At 43.6% G+C, this 17502-nt stretch carries 17 protein-coding genes; 9 read left to right on the forward strand and 8 right to left on the reverse strand.

What is annotated here, in order from left to right:
- The first annotated feature begins 92 nt into the window (after nt 1-92).
- Nucleotides 93-314, forward strand: coding sequence for a PspC domain-containing protein (locus tag B2746_RS04620; protein ID WP_290791440.1), 222 nt, complete (start codon nt 93-95; stop codon nt 312-314).
- Here the strand turns inward: B2746_RS04620 and B2746_RS04625 are convergent.
- The 4 genes from B2746_RS04625 to B2746_RS04640 all read right to left on the reverse strand — a co-directional run bounded on the left by B2746_RS04625 (nt 305) and on the right by B2746_RS04640 (nt 3961).
- Nucleotides 305-937 (reverse strand): porin family protein, encoded by a 633-nt coding sequence (locus tag B2746_RS04625; protein ID WP_290791442.1) that lies wholly within the window; start codon nt 935-937, stop codon nt 305-307. The two genes, B2746_RS04620 and B2746_RS04625, sit on opposite strands and share 10 nt — an antisense overlap.
- Before the next feature lie 107 nt (nt 938-1044).
- A complete protein-coding gene (locus tag B2746_RS04630; RefSeq protein WP_290791444.1) occupies nt 1045-1581 on the reverse strand; it encodes a DUF1572 family protein in 537 nt (178 codons plus the stop codon).
- Nucleotides 1582-1615: 34 nt separating this feature from the next.
- A complete protein-coding gene (gene ggt / locus B2746_RS04635; RefSeq protein WP_290791446.1) occupies nt 1616-3316 on the reverse strand; it encodes a gamma-glutamyltransferase in 1701 nt (566 codons plus the stop codon).
- 69 nt (nt 3317-3385) lie between these two features.
- Entirely contained in the window at nt 3386-3961 is a 576-nt protein-coding gene (locus B2746_RS04640; RefSeq protein ID WP_290791448.1) for a transposase, read from the reverse strand.
- Nucleotides 3962-4126: 165 nt separating this feature from the next.
- On the opposite strand from B2746_RS04640, the gene B2746_RS04645 reads away from it, so the two are divergent.
- The 5 genes from B2746_RS04645 to B2746_RS04665 all read left to right on the forward strand — a co-directional run bounded on the left by B2746_RS04645 (nt 4127) and on the right by B2746_RS04665 (nt 11667).
- Nucleotides 4127-6634, forward strand: coding sequence for a M14 metallopeptidase family protein (locus B2746_RS04645; RefSeq protein WP_290791450.1), 2508 nt, complete (start codon nt 4127-4129; stop codon nt 6632-6634).
- 68 nt (nt 6635-6702) lie between these two features.
- The gene (locus B2746_RS04650) at nt 6703-9210 is read left to right on the forward strand and encodes a PIG-L family deacetylase (RefSeq protein WP_290791452.1); all 2508 of its coding nucleotides are present in this window, start codon (nt 6703-6705) and stop codon (nt 9208-9210) included.
- A gap of 1 nt (nt 9211) precedes the next feature.
- Complete coding sequence (locus B2746_RS04655) at nt 9212-9373, forward strand: hypothetical protein (RefSeq protein ID WP_290791454.1); 162 nt, start codon at nt 9212-9214, stop codon at nt 9371-9373.
- 158 nt (nt 9374-9531) lie between these two features.
- Nucleotides 9532-11229 carry a sodium:solute symporter family transporter gene (locus B2746_RS04660; RefSeq protein ID WP_290791456.1) on the forward strand — a complete coding sequence of 566 codons (1698 nt, stop codon included), beginning with the start codon at nt 9532-9534 and terminating at the stop codon, nt 11227-11229.
- A 12-nt stretch (nt 11230-11241) separates the two neighbouring features.
- Nucleotides 11242-11667, forward strand: a complete 426-nt coding sequence (locus B2746_RS04665) for a hypothetical protein (protein ID WP_290791458.1) — start codon at nt 11242-11244, stop codon at nt 11665-11667.
- Between the two features lie 110 nt (nt 11668-11777).
- On the opposite strand, the gene B2746_RS04670 is transcribed toward B2746_RS04665, so the two are convergent.
- Entirely contained in the window at nt 11778-12611 is an 834-nt protein-coding gene (locus B2746_RS04670) for a DUF2911 domain-containing protein (protein WP_290791460.1), read from the reverse strand.
- Between the two features lie 60 nt (nt 12612-12671).
- Nucleotides 12672-13583 carry a site-specific tyrosine recombinase XerD gene (xerD, locus tag B2746_RS04675; RefSeq protein WP_290791462.1) on the reverse strand — a complete coding sequence of 304 codons (912 nt, stop codon included), beginning with the start codon at nt 13581-13583 and terminating at the stop codon, nt 12672-12674.
- A gap of 77 nt (nt 13584-13660) precedes the next feature.
- Between xerD and B2746_RS04680 the strand changes: the two genes are divergently transcribed.
- On the forward strand, nt 13661-14206 hold the full coding sequence (locus tag B2746_RS04680) for a YkgJ family cysteine cluster protein (protein ID WP_290791464.1): 546 nt from the start codon (nt 13661-13663) through the stop codon (nt 14204-14206).
- Here the strand turns inward: B2746_RS04680 and B2746_RS04685 are convergent.
- Nucleotides 14203-14556, reverse strand: coding sequence for a YraN family protein (locus tag B2746_RS04685; protein ID WP_290791466.1), 354 nt, complete (start codon nt 14554-14556; stop codon nt 14203-14205). The genes B2746_RS04680 and B2746_RS04685 overlap by 4 nt on opposite strands.
- Nucleotides 14557-14587: 31 nt before the next feature.
- Between B2746_RS04685 and manA the strand changes: the two genes are divergently transcribed.
- Together manA and B2746_RS04695 are read left to right on the forward strand one after the other, a co-directional pair.
- Nucleotides 14588-15805, forward strand: coding sequence for a mannose-6-phosphate isomerase, class I (gene manA / locus B2746_RS04690; RefSeq protein ID WP_290791490.1), 1218 nt, complete (start codon nt 14588-14590; stop codon nt 15803-15805).
- Nucleotides 15806-15854: 49 nt separating this feature from the next.
- Nucleotides 15855-16418: a DUF6580 family putative transport protein gene (locus tag B2746_RS04695; RefSeq protein WP_290791492.1), complete on the forward strand. Its 564-nt coding sequence runs from the start codon at nt 15855-15857 to the stop codon at nt 16416-16418.
- Between the two features lies 1 nt (nt 16419).
- Here B2746_RS04695 and B2746_RS04700 read toward each other — a convergent pair whose 3' ends face one another.
- The gene (locus B2746_RS04700; protein ID WP_290791494.1) at nt 16420-17430 is read right to left on the reverse strand and encodes a cyanophycinase; all 1011 of its coding nucleotides are present in this window, start codon (nt 17428-17430) and stop codon (nt 16420-16422) included.
- Between the last annotated feature and the right edge of the window lie 72 nt (nt 17431-17502).

Below are 17502 nucleotides of genomic sequence, written 5' to 3' on the forward strand. Positions count from 1 at the left end.
TTCTCGGTGAAATCACCGCGAAATTACCGATAAAACCGATTTGTTTTTAACCTTTTACGAGTGTATTTGTCAGAATTTGCTAATTTGGTACTATGAAGAACTTCAAACACTTTATAGAATGGCATGTGTTTGGCGTTTGCTCCTATATAGGAGAAAAAATGGGGATCGCCCCTGCCACCATCCGTAAATACTTTATGTATATATCCCTGCTCACCATGGGATCTCCTATCATATTTTATACCATCGCAGCTTTCTGGATGAATATAAAACATTATATATACGACCGGAAACGGAACCCCCTGCGTTATTTCTGAGCTGATTTTCCTGCAAAGCGATAGGAGAGTCCCAGACCCAATTGTGCCATCCGGATAATCGGCAATTCATCGCCATTGGTAATACTAGTCAGGCCGTAAGTATAGGCGGCATCAATGGATAATCCGTTTCTAAACCCATAACCTATTTGGGCCATTGCATCAATATTAATCCGATTGTATTGTGTCATACCAAAACGCAGCGGTGATTTCTGGCCTTCTTTTGTGGTTGAACCTGTGATAGCACCACCAACAGACGGCCCGAAAGACGCAAAAAACCCCTGGTTCTTCTTAGTGAAATCCAGTTGAAGCAGGATCGGGAATTCAATATAATGCAGCCGATATTGAACGGCAGGGTCATTTTTGGAACCCGCTAATTCAAATCCATGTAGGCTGTATTGCACACGTGGACTAAAATACAATTGATTATCAAATTCTACTTTGATTCCTAGGGCCGTGGATAGTCCGTTCAGGTGGTTCGACGGTGATTTTTTGCTGCTTGATTTGTCGATGATTTGGGCTGAGCTGGTATGCCATCCCGTCCTGAAATTCCATTGAACAGGTTGGGCAAAGACAATAGAAGAAGCTAATAGCAAAAGAGCTATGGGTACGATACGAATAACCATAAAATAATTGTTTTAAAAGGGTATTTTATGGTTTCTCTATGGAACTGGACGGAATTGAACAGGATTGGATAAGACAAAATAAGTGGTAATATTTAGTTTATGCAAGTTCATCCGTGTTTTTGCGCCATTTTTTCGTTGAATGAACGCGATTCTCCTTTTGGTATGGAAAGTGACTGCCAATTGGCTTGTTTATACATTTTTGCTATTAATATGATTTGTCCCACATGGGAGGCATGATGGGCGAGCTGTCTGTTGATGGCATCCAGAGCACTGTGTGGTTCGGTTCGGATGGTTACGGTTTTAGTGAGATCATCGGGTTGAAGTGCATCCAGTGTGTTGAAAAGGCAGGTCCAGGCTTCATTCCATAATTGCAGGAGTTGGCTTGGGCGCATGGGCTGGTCCTCCGAAAATTCCTGGTCGCGCTGACGCCAGGGTTTTTCTCCGTCCTCCGTAAGAAAGTTGGTAAAACGACTCAACAGGTTGCCGTGCATATGCCGCACGATTATTGCAATGCTGTTGGAGCCCGGGGCAGGCGCAAGATTGAGTTCTTCTTCGCTTAATTGCGTGAAACAGTTGTCCCCTAAGGATTTGTAATTATTGAATTGTTTGCGGATGCTTTCGAGATAAAGCTGGGCTGCGTTCATGGTAGGTTTTTTGTTGGTTTTTGCTGATGCGATCTCAATATGCGAGTGCGGCATCATCACCACGTTTATCACCCACTGCTTCGAAGCTGCCATCCTCCTTGATCAGGATAAGTTCAGTTCGGCCAATGGGACCTCTTTTGCGAATGGTATAACCAATGTTTTCGAGTTTTTTGATCAGATCTTCAGAAAAACCTGGCTCGGTGTAAATGACATCGGGCAACCATTGCATATGAAATTTGGGTGCATTTACAGTCGTTGGTGCATCGAGATTGAATTCTAATATGTTCAGCAGGGTTTGATAAACCGAAGTTGTAATTGTGGTTCCACCCGGGGTTCCGGTAATGATGTAGGGCTTTCCTTTTTTCAGTACGATAGTGGGCGTCATGGAACTAAGCATTCTTTTGCCGGGCACGATGGCATTGGCTTCTCCGCCAACTGCGCCGTACATATTGGGTACTCCGGGTTTTACACTGAAATCGTCCATTTCATTATTGAGCAGGAAGCCAGCTCCGCCTACTACGGTACTGGATCCATATCCGCCGTTGAGGGTGGTGGTAACTGCTACGGCGTTTCCTTCTTTGTCGTAAACACTGAGATGCGTGGTCTCTTCGGATTCCTTCTGTACGGAGCCTTCTCCAATATCCTTGCTGTTCCCGGCTTTTCCGGGTTGGAACAAACGAAGGCGCTGCTGGATATAGTCCTTGCTCAGCAGTTGATTGACAGGCACTTTGAAATAATCGGGATCACCAAGGTACTTAGCGCGGTCTGCATACGCAAGCCGTTCGATTTCCGTCATGAGTTGAACGGCTTCGAGTGAATGAAATCCATATTGGCTGATTGGAAATTGTTCCGTCATCTGCAACATCATAGGCAACAAAACGCCACCGCTGCTCGGCAACGACATAGTAAGTATTTCAAATTCCTTGTATTTGGTAAAGCTGGGGGTGCGGTTTTTTGCCTGATAGTTTTTGAGGTCTTTTTTGCTGATGATGCCATTGCCGCGTTTCATTTCTGCGACAATAAGTCGGGCTGTTTTGCCTTTATAAAAACCGTTTCGTCCTTTATCACGGATACGGATAAGCGTAGCAGCGAGCTCTTTTTGAATAAGGGTATCGCCCGCTTTCCAGGGTTGGGATCGGATGAAAACGGTAGGTTGGGTATTATTGTTTTGAAAATCCTTTTGATTTGAATTTAGACTGGTAGCTTCTTCTTCTGTGAGTACAAATCCATTTGCCGCGAGTTCGATTGCCGGTTGAACGAGTGTGGGAAAGGGGAGCTTTCCGTATTGATGCGATTGCCATAAGCCGGCTACGGTTCCGGGTACACCGGCTGCCAGGTGCCCCTGTTGGCTCTTGGTAAGATTGGGACTGCCATCTTCATTCAGGTACATATCGCGGTGGGCTTTGGCCGGGGCTTTTTCTCTGTAATCAAGGGTGAGTTGTTGTCCGTTGGCAAGGTGCGCCACAAGGAAACCGCCTCCGCCGAGGTTGCCTGCACCCGGGTAAACGACAGCCAATGCCAGTTGTGTGGCGATGGCGGCATCAATTGCATTGCCCCCTTTTTGCAGGATCGATAGTCCCGCCTGGCTGGCCAGCGGATGCGCTGAAACAACTGCGCCGTTTTTGCCGGTAACTGTTTTCTGAATGCTGTATGAAAAGGGAGTTAAGGTCGTTTGCGCCTGTAGGGTGAGTGTTCCAATACATCCTGCGAAGACGCCTAATAATCTAATCTTCATCACCCGAAAATAGGAAATTCCTGCCACCCGACCGGTGCCACCGGTCGGGTGGCACCGGTCGGGTGAACCTTACTCCAATGAGAAGGCTTTGAACTGATGTGAATAGGATTCTGCTAAAAGCGAATGGTGGTGATTCATATAGTTTAAGCCGCCGAAAAAATCTAACATATAATCTGTTGTTAGAAATCCAGTCTGATTATTCTGATAATGTTTAAAAGAGGAATATGGGTAATCCTGCCAGTTTTCAGTGATTCCATGGTGTAAAGGATTTCTGTGTATATACCAGAATGCCCATGCTAATTGTGCATCATTATCAATTGCTATTCGATTGAATGGGCTTATAAATAAACTTCCTTTTCTAGAGTATTGATAATTGTAACGTTTTGCATGAATACTTTGGAGCTTATTAATTGCAAAACTAAACTGGTTAACTTCCATAGATTCTTTTGTTTTTACCAGCAAATGGTAATGATTACTCATCAAACAAAATGCATGTAAATCACTAACCGGAAGAATAATTCTTGACATATCTTCAAGCCAATTTTTATAATCTGAATGTTTTTGAAAAAGGAGTTCATTACCAACAGCTCTATTACAAATGTGATAAAATAAGCCAGGTTCAATAATTTTAGTATTTGTACTCATTTAACAAACTTCTACTATTCCATAGAGCAAGTAAAGGTGACGAACACCCAAAATTGACTGGTGTTTTCACCTTTTTCACCCGACCGGTGCCACCCGACCGGTGGCACCGGTCGGGTGAAGGAAGAATTTCTTAGCTTCGGAACTAAAATTGTACAACACATATATATGAGAAGAATAATTTGTTTGGTTGGATTTATCTTATTGGTAGCTGGCCTGCAGGCACAATTGAAATCGCCGGAACAGTTTTTAGGGTATAAGGTGGGTACGAAATATACCCCGCATTATAAAATTGTGCTGTATTTTCAGCACCTGGCAAAAGAAGCGTCACAACAAATGAAGCTGGAACAGTATGGTGAAACGAATGAAGGCCGGCCCTTGTTGCTGGCAACCATCGCCAGTGCAAAGAATTTGTCCAATATAGAAGCCATTCGAATGAATAACCTGCGCCTCGCCAATGCCACACGTGATCGTGCTGCACCAAATGAAACGGCTCCCGCAATTGTTTGGCTGAGCTATAATGTGCACGGGAATGAAACCTCCTCTTCTGAAGCCGCCATGCTAACCGCCTATGATCTGGTGAATCCGGCAAACACCAAAACTCAACAGTGGTTACAAAACACCGTGGTACTCATTGATCCCTGCCTGAATCCGGACGGCCGTGACCGTTATGTCAACTGGTATACCACTGTTATTGGGGAAACCATCAATCCGCAACCCCTGGCTCGTGAGCATCGCGAACCCTGGCCCGGTGGAAGAAGTAACCATTATAATTTTGATCTGAACCGTGACTGGGCCTGGCAAACACAGAAAGAAAGTCAGCACCGTATTAAAGTATACAATAACTGGCTGCCACAGGTGCATGTTGATTTTCATGAGCAGGGAATAAACGAACCGTATTATTTCGCACCTGCCGCGGAACCATTTCATGAAGTGATTACGCCCTGGCAGCGGGAATTCCAAACCATGATCGGTAAAAATCACGCCCGTTATTTCGATCAGGAAGGATGGTTGTACTTTACAAAAGAACGATTCGATTTGTTTTATCCCTCTTATGGGGATACTTATCCAACCTACAATGGTTCCATCGGGATGACCTATGAGCAGGGTGGGATCAGAGCCGGACTAGGCATAATCAACGAAGATGGCGATACACTTACGCTGGTAGATCGCGCGCTGCATCATTACACAACCGGATTAAGCACTGTAGAGATCACCGCAGCAAATGCAACCCGTGTAGTGAAAGAATTCAGATCTTATTTCAATAATGTAATCAATAAACCGGCTGGTGAATTTAAATCATGGGTTATTAAAAATGACGGTACGGATCGCGTTAGCCGGTTAACTCAATTGATGGATAAAAACCAGATTGACTGGGCTTACGCGGCTGCTGCCAACTTAAACGGACTCAATTATTTCACCGGTAAACAGGAGGGGTTCAAATCAGAACCAGGTGATATAGTGATCAATCTCAATCAGTCAAAAGGAAATCTGATCAAAGTATTATTTGAACGCAGTTCGACCATTACTGATTCTGCTACTTATGATATAACGGCCTGGTCCATGCCCTATGTATATGGATTAAAAACTTATGGTGTAGCAAACTTCATTACCAATACTACCAAAGCTGCTCCGGCTGAAACATCAGTAGCCGTTCTGCCTAACGCATATGCCTATGCGATCAAATGGGATGGATTACACAGTGCAAAATTCTTATCTGCGGCTTTACAAAAGGGATTGAAGGTTCGCTATACTGAACAAGCTTTTCAAATCGGTAATCAAACATTTGAAAAAGGATCATTGCTGATAACAAAAGCCGCCAATGCAGGCAAGTCGATCCAGCAGGAAGTGGAGAATATTGCAAAAGCAAGCGGTTCCAAAGTATATTCAGTTCCATCGGGTTTTGTTGATAAAGGCTATGATTTCGGATCAAGCAGTGTTCGAATTATCAATGAACCCAAGGTAGCTTTACTGGCAGGGGAAAATATATCGTCCCTAGGGTTTGGTGAACTATGGCATTTCTTCGATACACAATTGAAATACCCGGTTACAGTTATTAGTGCCAATGATTTTTTAAGAGAGGGTTTGAATAAATTTGATGTCCTTATTCTTCCGGATGGTAATCACGAATTTTTCCCCCGCAAAGAAACCAATGACGAACTAAAATCATGGGTTCGCAGAGGTGGAAAGATTATCGCTCTTGAAAATGCAGTTGCACAAATGGCCAAGAGTGATTGGGGAATCAAACTCAAAGAGGCCGATGAAAAAAAATCCGACAATAAATCCGATTATTCTGTGCTGAAAAAATACGAAAACAGGGAACGCGACTGGCTGGTGAACAGTATGCCGGGGTCCATTTTTCGGTTGGAACTGGATAATTCCCATCCACTTGGATTTGGATATCCCGCATTTTACTACAGCTTGAAACAGGACGGAAATATGTATGAGTTTTTCAAAGAGGATGGCTGGAATGTAGGTATTATCAAACGCGATAATTATATCAGCGGATTTGCTGGAAGTGAAATCCGTACCAAACTGAACGACGGACTTTTAATCGGGGCGCAGGATATGGGGCGCGGTCAGGTTATCTATTTTGCAGACAATCCGATTTTCCGCAGTTTCTGGGAAAATGGCAAACTTCTGTTAAGCAATGCCGTTTTTTTAACAGGACAATAAGAGTTTTACCGGTCGGGTGCCACCCGACCGGTGAAGTTTTGTATTTTCAATTTTCCACTGATGATATTATGATTAAACATTTACTCACCATTGTATGGTGTGGTTTTATTTCCCTTGCTGTTACAGCACAAAAACCAAAAACATTGTCCTCTGCGGATATTCTGCAGGGCATGCAAAAATTACGTGTGGTAGGTGCCGTATTGTATATCGCGGCTCATCCTGATGATGAAAATACCCGCCTGCTCGCTTATCTGGCAAATGAACGGAAACTGCGTACTGGTTATCTTTCACTAACGCGGGGTGATGGCGGACAAAACCTGATCGGTGAGGAGCAGGGTGTTTCCCTTGGATTGATTCGCACTCAGGAACTACTGGCTGCCCGGCGGATTGATGGTGCAGAACAATTTTTCACCCGGGCATTTGATTTCGGGTTTTCAAAATCCACCGATGAAGCACTTCGCACCTGGAACAAAGAAAAAATCCTGTCGGATGTGGTGTGGGTGATTCGTCGTTTCAAGCCGGATGTGATCATAACCCGTTTCCCTCCCGATAACCGGGCCGGACACGGTCATCATTCCGCTTCCGCCGCACTGGCTATCGAAGCGTTTAAAGCAGCTGCAGATCCCAAACGATTTCCGGAACAGTTTGTTTTAACTGAGCCCTGGCAGGTAAAACGAATTCTTTGGAATACCTATAATTTTGGATCGGTTAACACTCAACTGGAAGATCAGTATAAAATTGATGTCGGAAAATTTAATCCGTTGTTGGGAAAAGGGTATGGTGAAATTTCTGCTGAAAGCAGGAGCCAGCATAAAAGTCAGGGTTTTGGTGTTCCTGCGCAACGCGGCAAACAATTTGAATATTTTTCCCATACCGATGGTGTTCCACTCACCAATGATCTTTTTGATGGTGTAAGCACCGACTGGTCGCGGATTCAGGCAGCACATATTAATGTGGCAATTGATTCACTAATCCAGCAATTCAATTCCTTAAAACCCGATGCTTCCGTTCCTGGTCTGGTTAAATTATACAACCAGGTTGATTTAACTGTTCGCGATTATTACTGGAAGGATAAAAAGAAAACTGAAATCCAGGCGCTCCTCAATGCCTGTCTGGGTTTTTATGCAGAGGCGGTGGCCAATCAGCAGATTGCGGTAACCGGCGATTCTCTGCAGATCAATTTCAATATTATTAATACCAGTGCCTATCCTGTTAGCGATTTATCAATAGAGCTGGAAGATACCAGTTTTCAGATCGCAACACTTGCCTCCAATAACGAGTACCTCAATAAACGGATCACCCGTCTGGTTACTGAAGACTTTAATAAAACACAACCCTATTGGTTGCGCGAACAAATGGATACCGGAAGTTTTACTGTTAAACAACAGGAGCTCATCGGAAAAGCGGAATTAAAATGGGATGATATTGAACTCCGGTATAAAGTTGGTACAACCTTATTTCGTCAGCGAATTCCACTTCAATACAAACATACCGATCCGGTTAAAGGAGAGATCTATCAACCTGTTTTAGTGGTATCACCTATAGCTTTGGGTGTTTCGCCAGCCGTGGTTTTAAATAACCTTGTTCCGAAACATCCCCAATCACTGCATTTGTTTTATAAAAGCTATCGCCAGCGGGATACAGCCAACGGTCGTTTTGTATTTGATTTGATGACAGGTGATCGCAACAATCAGAAAAGTTTGTCCTATCGACTGCCATTGCAGAAAAACACCTTGCAATCTGTAGTGCTTCCTCTTGATACATTATTCAATGCAAAAGCGCCTGATAAAATTTATCCCTGGGTGGAATTAAGAGAACCGAATAAAAGTGTTCGGTATAATAATGGATTAAAACTGATTCAGTACGATCATATTCCAACTGCTCACTATTTTCTACCAACCAGTCTGGCTGTTATAAATGAAGAGATCAAAGTAGTGGGTAAAACGATTGGATATATACCCGGCTCGGGTGATGCTATTCCCGAAGCGCTGGAACAAATGGGCTATACTGTTGTACATCTGGATGAGGCTACTTTGGGCGGATACAATCTCAATAAGCTGGATGCCATCATAACCGGCGTGCGCGCCTATAATGTAATGGAATCGCTCTCCAATCATTATTCCAAACTGATGGCCTATGTGGAAGCTGGGGGAAATATGATTGTTCAATACAATACCTCGAATCAGCTGGGTTCCATAAAATCGAAAATCGGTCCGTATAATTTCAATATTTCACGTACTCGTATAACCGATGAAAATGCCCCTGTTAAATTTGTAAATCCAACACATGCAGTGTTGAATTTTCCGAATAAAATAACGTTAAAGGATTTTGAAGGCTGGAAACAGGAGCGAAGCATTTACCATGCGTCAGATTTTGACAGCCGGTTTGAAACTATTTTATCAATGAATGATCCGGATGAGAAATCAGAAGAGGGTAGCCTGATCATCGCAAAATTCGGCAAAGGTTATTTCACTTATACCGGACTCGTTTTTTTTCGTCAGTTGCCGGCTGGTGTTTCAGGTTCATATCGGCTTCTTGCCAACCTGATCGGGCTCAATCAGAAAAAACAATTTTAAGATGGCAGCAAATTCAAACAGCAGAAGAGATATCGGGATTGGGCTGGCCATCGCCATCGGCCTGATTATCGGCATTTTTATCAAACGTGTACATATCGGATTATTAATCGGTCTGGGTATTGGTCTGCTTAGTGCAGGCCTCATCTCCAGTCGCAAAAAATAACTTTCACCCGACCGGTGCCACCGGTCGGGTGAAAGAAGAAAAATGAGTCATATGGAAAAAATACCCGTGTTCAGGAGCTGGAAAGCCTGGTACATTTTTGTACTTGTCTTCCTTGCTGCACAGATTATAGCCTTTCACTTTTTTACCCGCTATTTTTCATGAGTACAATCGATTGGGCCATATTGATCGTGGTGCTTTGTGGGATCATTTTTTACGGTCTTTACCGAAGCGCCACCAGCAAAAATCTGGATGGATATTTTCTCAGCAACCGATCCCTGCCCTGGTATATGGTCTTGCTCAGCATAATGGGTACCCAGGCAAGTGCTGTTACCTTTATTTCAGCACCTGGCCAGGCATTCGATGATGGCATGCGGTTTGTTCAATATTATTTTGGACTGCCAATAGCAATGGTGGTAATTTCCATTTTTTTCGTTCCTATATTTCATCGGCTTAAAGTATATACCGCCTATGAATACCTGGAGCAGCGATTTGATAAAAAAACCCGAACCTTCACTTCTTTCCTCTTTTTAATTAGTCGCGGACTCTCCACAGGAATCAGTATATACGCACCTTCCATTATTCTATCCTCCCTTCTCGGATGGAATATTTATATGACCAATATTTTCATGGGCGGACTTCTCATTATCTATACCGTAACCGGAGGAGCAAAAGCGGTAGCATATACCCAACAATTGCAATTGATCATAATATTCTCAGGCATGTTTATCGCGGCCTATATGATGGTGCATCTCTTACCTGAGGGAATCGGATTTATTGATGCGTTGAAGGTGAGCGGACAAATGGGCAAATTGAATGTAATTACCAGCGGTCAGGGAGCCAATGGTTTTGACTGGTCTGATCGATATAATATCTGGAGTGGAACGATTGGAGGGTTCTTTCTGGCATTGTCGTATTTTGGTGCAGATCAGAGCCAGGTGGGGCGTTATCTTACCGCAAAAAGTTTAACCGAAAGCCGGATTGGGTTATTAATGAATGGAATTGTAAAAGTGCCCATGCAATTTGCGATTCTCCTCATTGGAGCCCTGCTGTTCACCTTTTACCAGTTTAATCAGGGACCCATTTTCTTCAATCAGGCCGTATCTACCCAGGTGGTGGATGCCAGTGCCAGGCAGGAATTGAATTCAATCGAATCTGCGTTCAATCAGACAGCTGCTCAGCAATCTGAATTGGTTACCCGATATATTAAAGAGCCTGAAAATCCGGCTATTGTGGAGGCATTCAAAGAGAATCAGCAGGATTTGCAGGAATATCGAAAAGAATATAAATCAACGCTAAAAAAGGCAGCTCCACTGGCTGATGTAAATGATACCAATTATGTATTTCTTCGATTTGTAGTGGATCATCTTCCCGAAGGGGTTGTGGGGCTTCTTATTGCCGTGATTTTTCTCGCTTCCTGGGGAAGTATTGCAGCGGCACTGAATTCACTTTCTTCCAGCACCGTAATTGATATCCATAAACAGTATTCTAAAAATGTTCAAACTCCTCTGGAAGAATACCGGATGTCAAAATGGTATACACTTGCCTGGGGGGTGTTTTCCATACTTACCGCCCAATTTGCCAATAATATGGGCAGTCTGATTGAAGCTGTAAATGTATTGGGATCACTTTTTTATGGGGTAATCCTGGGAATTTTTCTGGTAGCCTTTTTCTTCAAGTGGGTGGGTGGACATGCTACTTTCTGGAGTGCGGTAATTACAGAAGGGCTGGTTGTGCTATTATTCTGGAAAGGGAAAATGGCCTTTTTGTGGCTGAACCTGATCGGTGCGGTGGTATTAATCCTGCTGGCAATGCTGATTCATGCAACGCTCCCGAAAAAACCGTTGTCAAGGGGATAATAACCCGGCAGCATGAAAAAAATAAGCGTTATAGCAAGCCTCCTGGTAGCTGGCATTCTTGCTTCCTGCGGAAAAGAAAATGTTGGTAGCGGTCGGGAACTGATTGGTGCCTGGGTAGATGTTAATCATACTTCCGATACGTTGATATTTTTTAATAAAGGAGGGAGAGTTATTTTATTTGATAACTCACTAACCTACCGGACAATCAGGGCGAATGGAGGAGTGCTTTCTCCAGGCGCCAATCAATATGAAGTTATGCTGAGTGATGACCGGCTGTCTACACGTATGATAGAAATAAACCTACCTGGCCTGGAAGGATTTCAGTCCGGTAAATTTGAATGGATTACCCGAAATCGGGAGTTCAGTGTAGAACCTCATGGGTTCCGGTTGTACTTGAGCTGCGTTGGTTGTCCGCAGCAGTTCCGTAAAATCTATTAATCTTGGACGGTTAATAACAAGTGAGAAGTGAGAAGTGGGAAGTGGGAAGTGAGAAGTGGGAAGTGAAAAGAGGCCGCTGTTTAGCAGGCCTCTTTTTTTGTAATGTGAAGTTATTTCAATGTTGCCAGCAGTTTTTCATTCAGCGCTACATAATCATCATTCTTGGCTTCTTTAGCCAGTTGAATGGATTTGTTTGCTGCTGCAATTGCATCTGCTTTTTTACCCAATTTTGCAAGGCAATTAGCACGCTGGTGGTGGACCCAGAAAGCAGAAGGATTTTGCTCAGTTGCTTTGGTCAGCCAGCCCAGCGCTTTGTTCAGGTCTTTACCGTTTTCCATGTAGTACATAGCTGCAGGGAAATAAGGAAATTTATCTCCTTTTTCCAATTCACTGATCTGCGCCATGATCTTACCATCAATATTAGCTTTGATAGGTACAGTAACCACGGTTTTGTCCCACACAATATCCATATTCATGCTGGTAGCCTGAATATTGTCAAAACCAATCATAAAACTTTCCAGCGAAAAAGGCAGTGTTTCGGGACGAACCGTAACACGGGCTATATCCTGGTCCTGTTTATAAGCTGCGGGACTCGTAACATCCAGTTGTTTGGTAAGAATTACCACCCACTCAGAAGCACCCGGAATGGTTAGTAAACCATATTTGCCTGCGGCCACTTTTTTACCACCAAATTCAACATCTTCACCAAAGGTGATGGTGGTAGCGCCATTGGCACCGGTACGCCATACTTTACCATAAGGAACGAGATCTCCAAAAATCGACCGGTTACGAACTGCCGGGCGGGAATAGGATACTTCAACTGAAGACAAAGCAAATTCCTGTTTTATGTGAGCAGACGGACTCGGTTGAGGAGTCTTAAGCTGGGCCTGGGCTCCCTGCAACAGACAGAAAGCCACTGAAAGGGCAAGAACGAATTTTTTCATGATGAGCTGATTTAAAATGACAAATATAACGGGGTACGAAGCTAATTGTTTATGGTGGATTTATTTAAGTGATGAACGGAAGGCCGGATGAAACTCGTGAAGGGTACTTCGTAAAAACTCCCGGTCAAGATGCGTGTATATTTCTGTGGTGGTGATGCTTTCATGTCCCAGCATCTCCTGAACAGCCCGCAAATCAGCTCCTCCTTCTACCAAATGGGTTGCGAAAGAATGCCGAAAGGTATGTGGTGAAATCGATTTATTGATTCCCGCCTTCGCAGCAAGGTCTTTAATTAATAAAAAGATCATCACTCTGGATAGCTTGTTTCCTCTCCGGTTCAGGAATACAATGTCTTCTGAACCCGGTTTTATTTCCTGAAATGCCCGGATATGCCGCAAATAAAGCTGAATCTGTTTAATGGCTTTCTCTCCAATCGGAACCAGTCTTTCTTTATTGCCTTTGCCAATTACTCGAAGGAACCCACTGTCAAGATACAGACAGGAAATCTGCAAACTAACCAGTTCGCTCACCCGTAAGCCACAGCTGTACATGGTTTCAAGGATGGCTTTGTTTCGTTCTCCTTCATGTTTGCTTAAGTCAATAGCTGCAATCAGCAGCTCAATTTCTTCGAAACTGAGCGTATCGGGTAGAGCACGTTTTAATTTGGGTGCTTCCAATAGGGCCGTTGGATCCATACGGGTGACTTGTTCTAACAGGCAATACCTGTAAAAACTGCGTAAACCTGATAATATTCTGGCCTGAGAACTCTGCGTCATGCCCAACTCCGCTATCCAGCGAAGAAAGGCCTGCAATTGTACAGTTTCAACTTTATCAGGAGAAATTGCCAGATTTTGAAGCTGCAAAAACTGGGTGAGTAACTCAAGATCATGCAGGTAGGCAGCCACGGAATGATCCGCCAGTGATTTTTCCAGGCGCAGCCAGGCTTTAAATCCTTTTTTATAGGGTTCCCACATTTTTTAATTGCTCCGGTATAAGCAGCAAATTAACGCATTGAATCCTTTATATTGCGTTTTCTTAAATAAGCGAACGAATGGATCTGGTGACTAATCCCCGTACTGTTAACCTGCGACAGTTTAAAAAGCAGGTCGTTGAAAACAAACGTAAACTGAAAAGATTTCTAACAAAGCTGGAGAATGATCGACCCCGTGGATTGGATAAAATCACCCCCGTTATAGAACAGGAAGTCTGGACTGAAGTAGATTGCCTTACCTGTGCAAACTGCTGTAAAAAAATGAGTCCGACTTTTACCAAAACCGACCTGGTCCGCATATCTGCCCATCTGAATATGACCGTTGATGCTTTTAAGGAAAAATGGTTGTTTTTTGATAAAAAGGACAAGGACTGGATGAATGTAAAACAGCCCTGTCAATTTCTCGATATCAAAACCAATATGTGTGGTATCTATGAGGTACGTCCGGCTGATTGTGCCGGGTTTCCTCACCTGAGTAAAAAGAAAGCAGTCGATTACATGCATGTGCATAAACAGAATATTGAATATTGTCCGGCTACGTATAAAATGGTGGAAAAGATGAAAGCAGCCCTATCGCTTGTGCAGATCAGCCGGGCAGCGCGCTAGGAAATATCTTCAAAATACCGGATATCCGTATTGCCGCCTGATAAATCAATAGCTAGAATATCAAAACTGATTCGTTTCCATTGAGGATGGAGTTCAAGATATGCTGCGGCAGCCCGCTGCATGCTGTTCATTTTTTTATGATTCACGGCATTTTCAGGCAATCCATAAGCTTGTCCCATGCGGGTTTTGACTTCAGTAAAATGTAAAACCTGACCGAAGCAGGAAATGATATCAATTTCCCACCGACGGTATTTCCAGTTCAGATGAAGGATCTGATGGCCCAGCATTTCAAGGTGTAATACAGCCTGTTGTTCACCATATCTGCCTGTTCTGATATTTGCGTTTTCCACATTCTTAATTTAACTTATTTTCGGCCCCGCTATGGATATTCAAAATAAACTATTTGATCTGGAGGGCAAGGTGCAGCCCTATCAATGGGGTGGTTTCACCTATATTCCAACCTTATTATCACGTGAGCAAATGCCCGGGCAGCCATCAGCAGAGTATTGGCTGGGTGCGCATGTTCAGGCACCTTCCATGGTGAATGGTGAAAAGCCACTGAATGCATTGTTACAGGAACATCCTGAATTGTTGGGAGCGAAAGTGCAGTCCCAATTCGGCCGCCTGCCTTATCTGTTGAAGGTGCTTGATGTGAAAGATATGCTGAGCATTCAAGTACATCCAAGTATTGAGAATGCCAAAAAGGGATATACTGCGGAAAATGAAGCTGGCATTGCACTTACCGCTTCCAACCGAAATTATAAGGATGATAACCATAAACCAGAGCTGGCTTATGCACTTGGAGAATTCTGGTTGCTGCATGGTTTCAGAAATCCACAATTAATGAGGGAAACACTGGCTGCACGAAATGAGCTTGCTTTTCTGTTGCCGGTATTTGGAGAGGGTGATTATGCGAATCTGTATCGCACGGTAATGGAAATGCCTGATGCAGATGTGTTGCGACACCTGCAGCCCTTGCTGGTTCGAATTCTCCCATTGTATGAAGCCGGGGAACTGCCAAAATCCAATCCGGATTTCTGGGCTGCAAGAGCTGCGCTTACATATAATGAAAAAGGCCGGATTGATCGTGGAATTTTCAGCATTTATATGTTGAATCTGGTTGAAATGAAAAAAGGACAGGCAATTTTTCAGGATGCTGGTTTGTTGCATGCTTATCTGGAGGGGCAGAACGTGGAAATTATGGCCAATTCAGATAATGTTTTACGGGGGGGATTAACACCCAAATATGTGGATGTGCCAGAATTGTTGAAACATGTTCAATTCGAGGCCTGTATCCCGAATTTGCTGGATGGCACCAGCATCCAGCCACATGAAAAGGCGTTTCTAACACCTGCCGCTGATTTTGAACTGCATCTGATCGAGTTAACAAAAGGAGAGCAGATGGAATTGAAATCAGCTACAGTTGAAATTCTGCTGGTTTTGGAGGGGAGTCTGGCAATAACGGAGAGGAATTCCGGTTTTAAGCAGGTGGTGAACAAGGGGCAATCGGTTTTATTGACAGCGGGAGCAGAAATTGTTCTGGCCGCGCTGGCCGACAGTCAGGCATTCCGGGCTACTGTTCCCGGTGCTGCCAATTGAAAAACCCTTATTTTTGTAGCCGGTTCCTAACATAACAGTCTATTGAATTATGAAACTGAATAAATCACTAATAGTATCCTTTGTATTGCTGATCGTGGTAGCTGCTGTATATCGGATTATTCCTTCGCGTCCTTTCGGATTTGCACCGCAGATTGCTATGGCTCTCTTTGGTGGCGCATTGATTAAGGATCGGAAATGGGCATTTGCATTACCTATCTTTTCTATGTTCCTTAGTGATTTATTGTATCATGCATTGTATAAAGCAGGTATAACAACAACTGCCGGATTTTATAATGGTCAGTTGATGAATTATTTTCTTTTCGCCCTGATGGTGGTGATTGGATTCTATATAAAAAAGATCAACGTTTTACAGGTTGGATTGGCATCCCTGGTTGCCCCAACCGTATTTTTTTTGCTATCAAATTTTGGTGTATGGCTGTTTGGCGGAGGATGGGGACACCCAAAAACCTTCGAAGGACTGCTTCTAACCTACAAGGATGGAATTCCTTTTTTTCAGGGAGGTATTTATTCAACGCTTTTCTTCAGTTTGATTTTGTTTGGTGGTTATTATCTTTTGAACGGGAATAAAAAAATCGAATTCGCACACAGCTGATTCAATCCGCCAATTTTCCTTTGTTGATACTGAATTTACGAATGGTTCCACCTTCCCGGTCTTTCCAATTATTCAAATTGAAACGACCATTGCCTTTTTCGTTGCCTTTTATAATATAAGCCTGAATCGGTTTTGTTTTTCCTGACCAGTGCAGTGGTTCACCCGGTTCGCAAACGGTTGGTGTCCCTGGCTGGGTCCATACAAACCAGGCTTCGTTCGAGCCGAATACTGTAGCCCATCCTTTTTCGTCAATTGCTACAGCTGTTTTTTCATCCACCCCGATTCCTCTCACAGATTCTATAGCTTCTTCCTTCACCAAACGTGCCAGCCAGCTAAACTGCCGCCCCTGCCTCTTTCGCTGACTGTAATGAGAATCGGTTATGGTTGACTGTAAGATAGGGACTTGCAAAAAATCGGCTCTGCCAATTGCATTGCTGATGTGATAGGGGCTTTCCAATGCTTCGTTTGATTGAATGGTATTGTATTGTGCAGAGAAATAAAACTGACCAAGGATTGCACATCCTGCACTGGTTCCACCCACTGGAACTTTTTTTGTATTGATGAGATAGTTGATGGCTTCCTCAACCGGTGTATTACGCCAATAGTTTACATAATTCCACTGATCGCCGCCTGCGATGAATAACATTTCTGCGTTTCTGATTTTTTCAGCAACGATGGGAAGTTCTGCTTTTGTTTTACTGTTTATTAGTATGGTTTCTACTGAATTTACTTTGCCTAAATCGAACAGGTATTGGTTGTATCCATCTGCACCGGAGGAGCGAATGATGACCACATCTCCTCCACCACTGCGATTGAGCATCCAGCGCATGGCATTGGTATGATCTGTACTTCCACCTGCCAGCAGCAAACCAGGGCGGGTTGTGGTTTGTACATCAGTCGAATCTCCGGTGAGATAAATTTGAAGATGTTCTTCCTGCGGTTTGTCCTGCGCTTCAGTCGATAATGGTGCCAGGCTTATAAAAAAGGAAAGCAGAAGATGGTTCCTATTCACGATGAATATTTTGTGTGATTAAGTGAAAATTACCTGTTCAGGCCATTACAGCAATCAAATTCAGTGCTGGTA

Source organism: Flavihumibacter sp. UBA7668 (genome assembly GCF_002483205.1).
Lineage (GTDB): Bacteria > Bacteroidota > Bacteroidia > Chitinophagales > Chitinophagaceae > Flavihumibacter.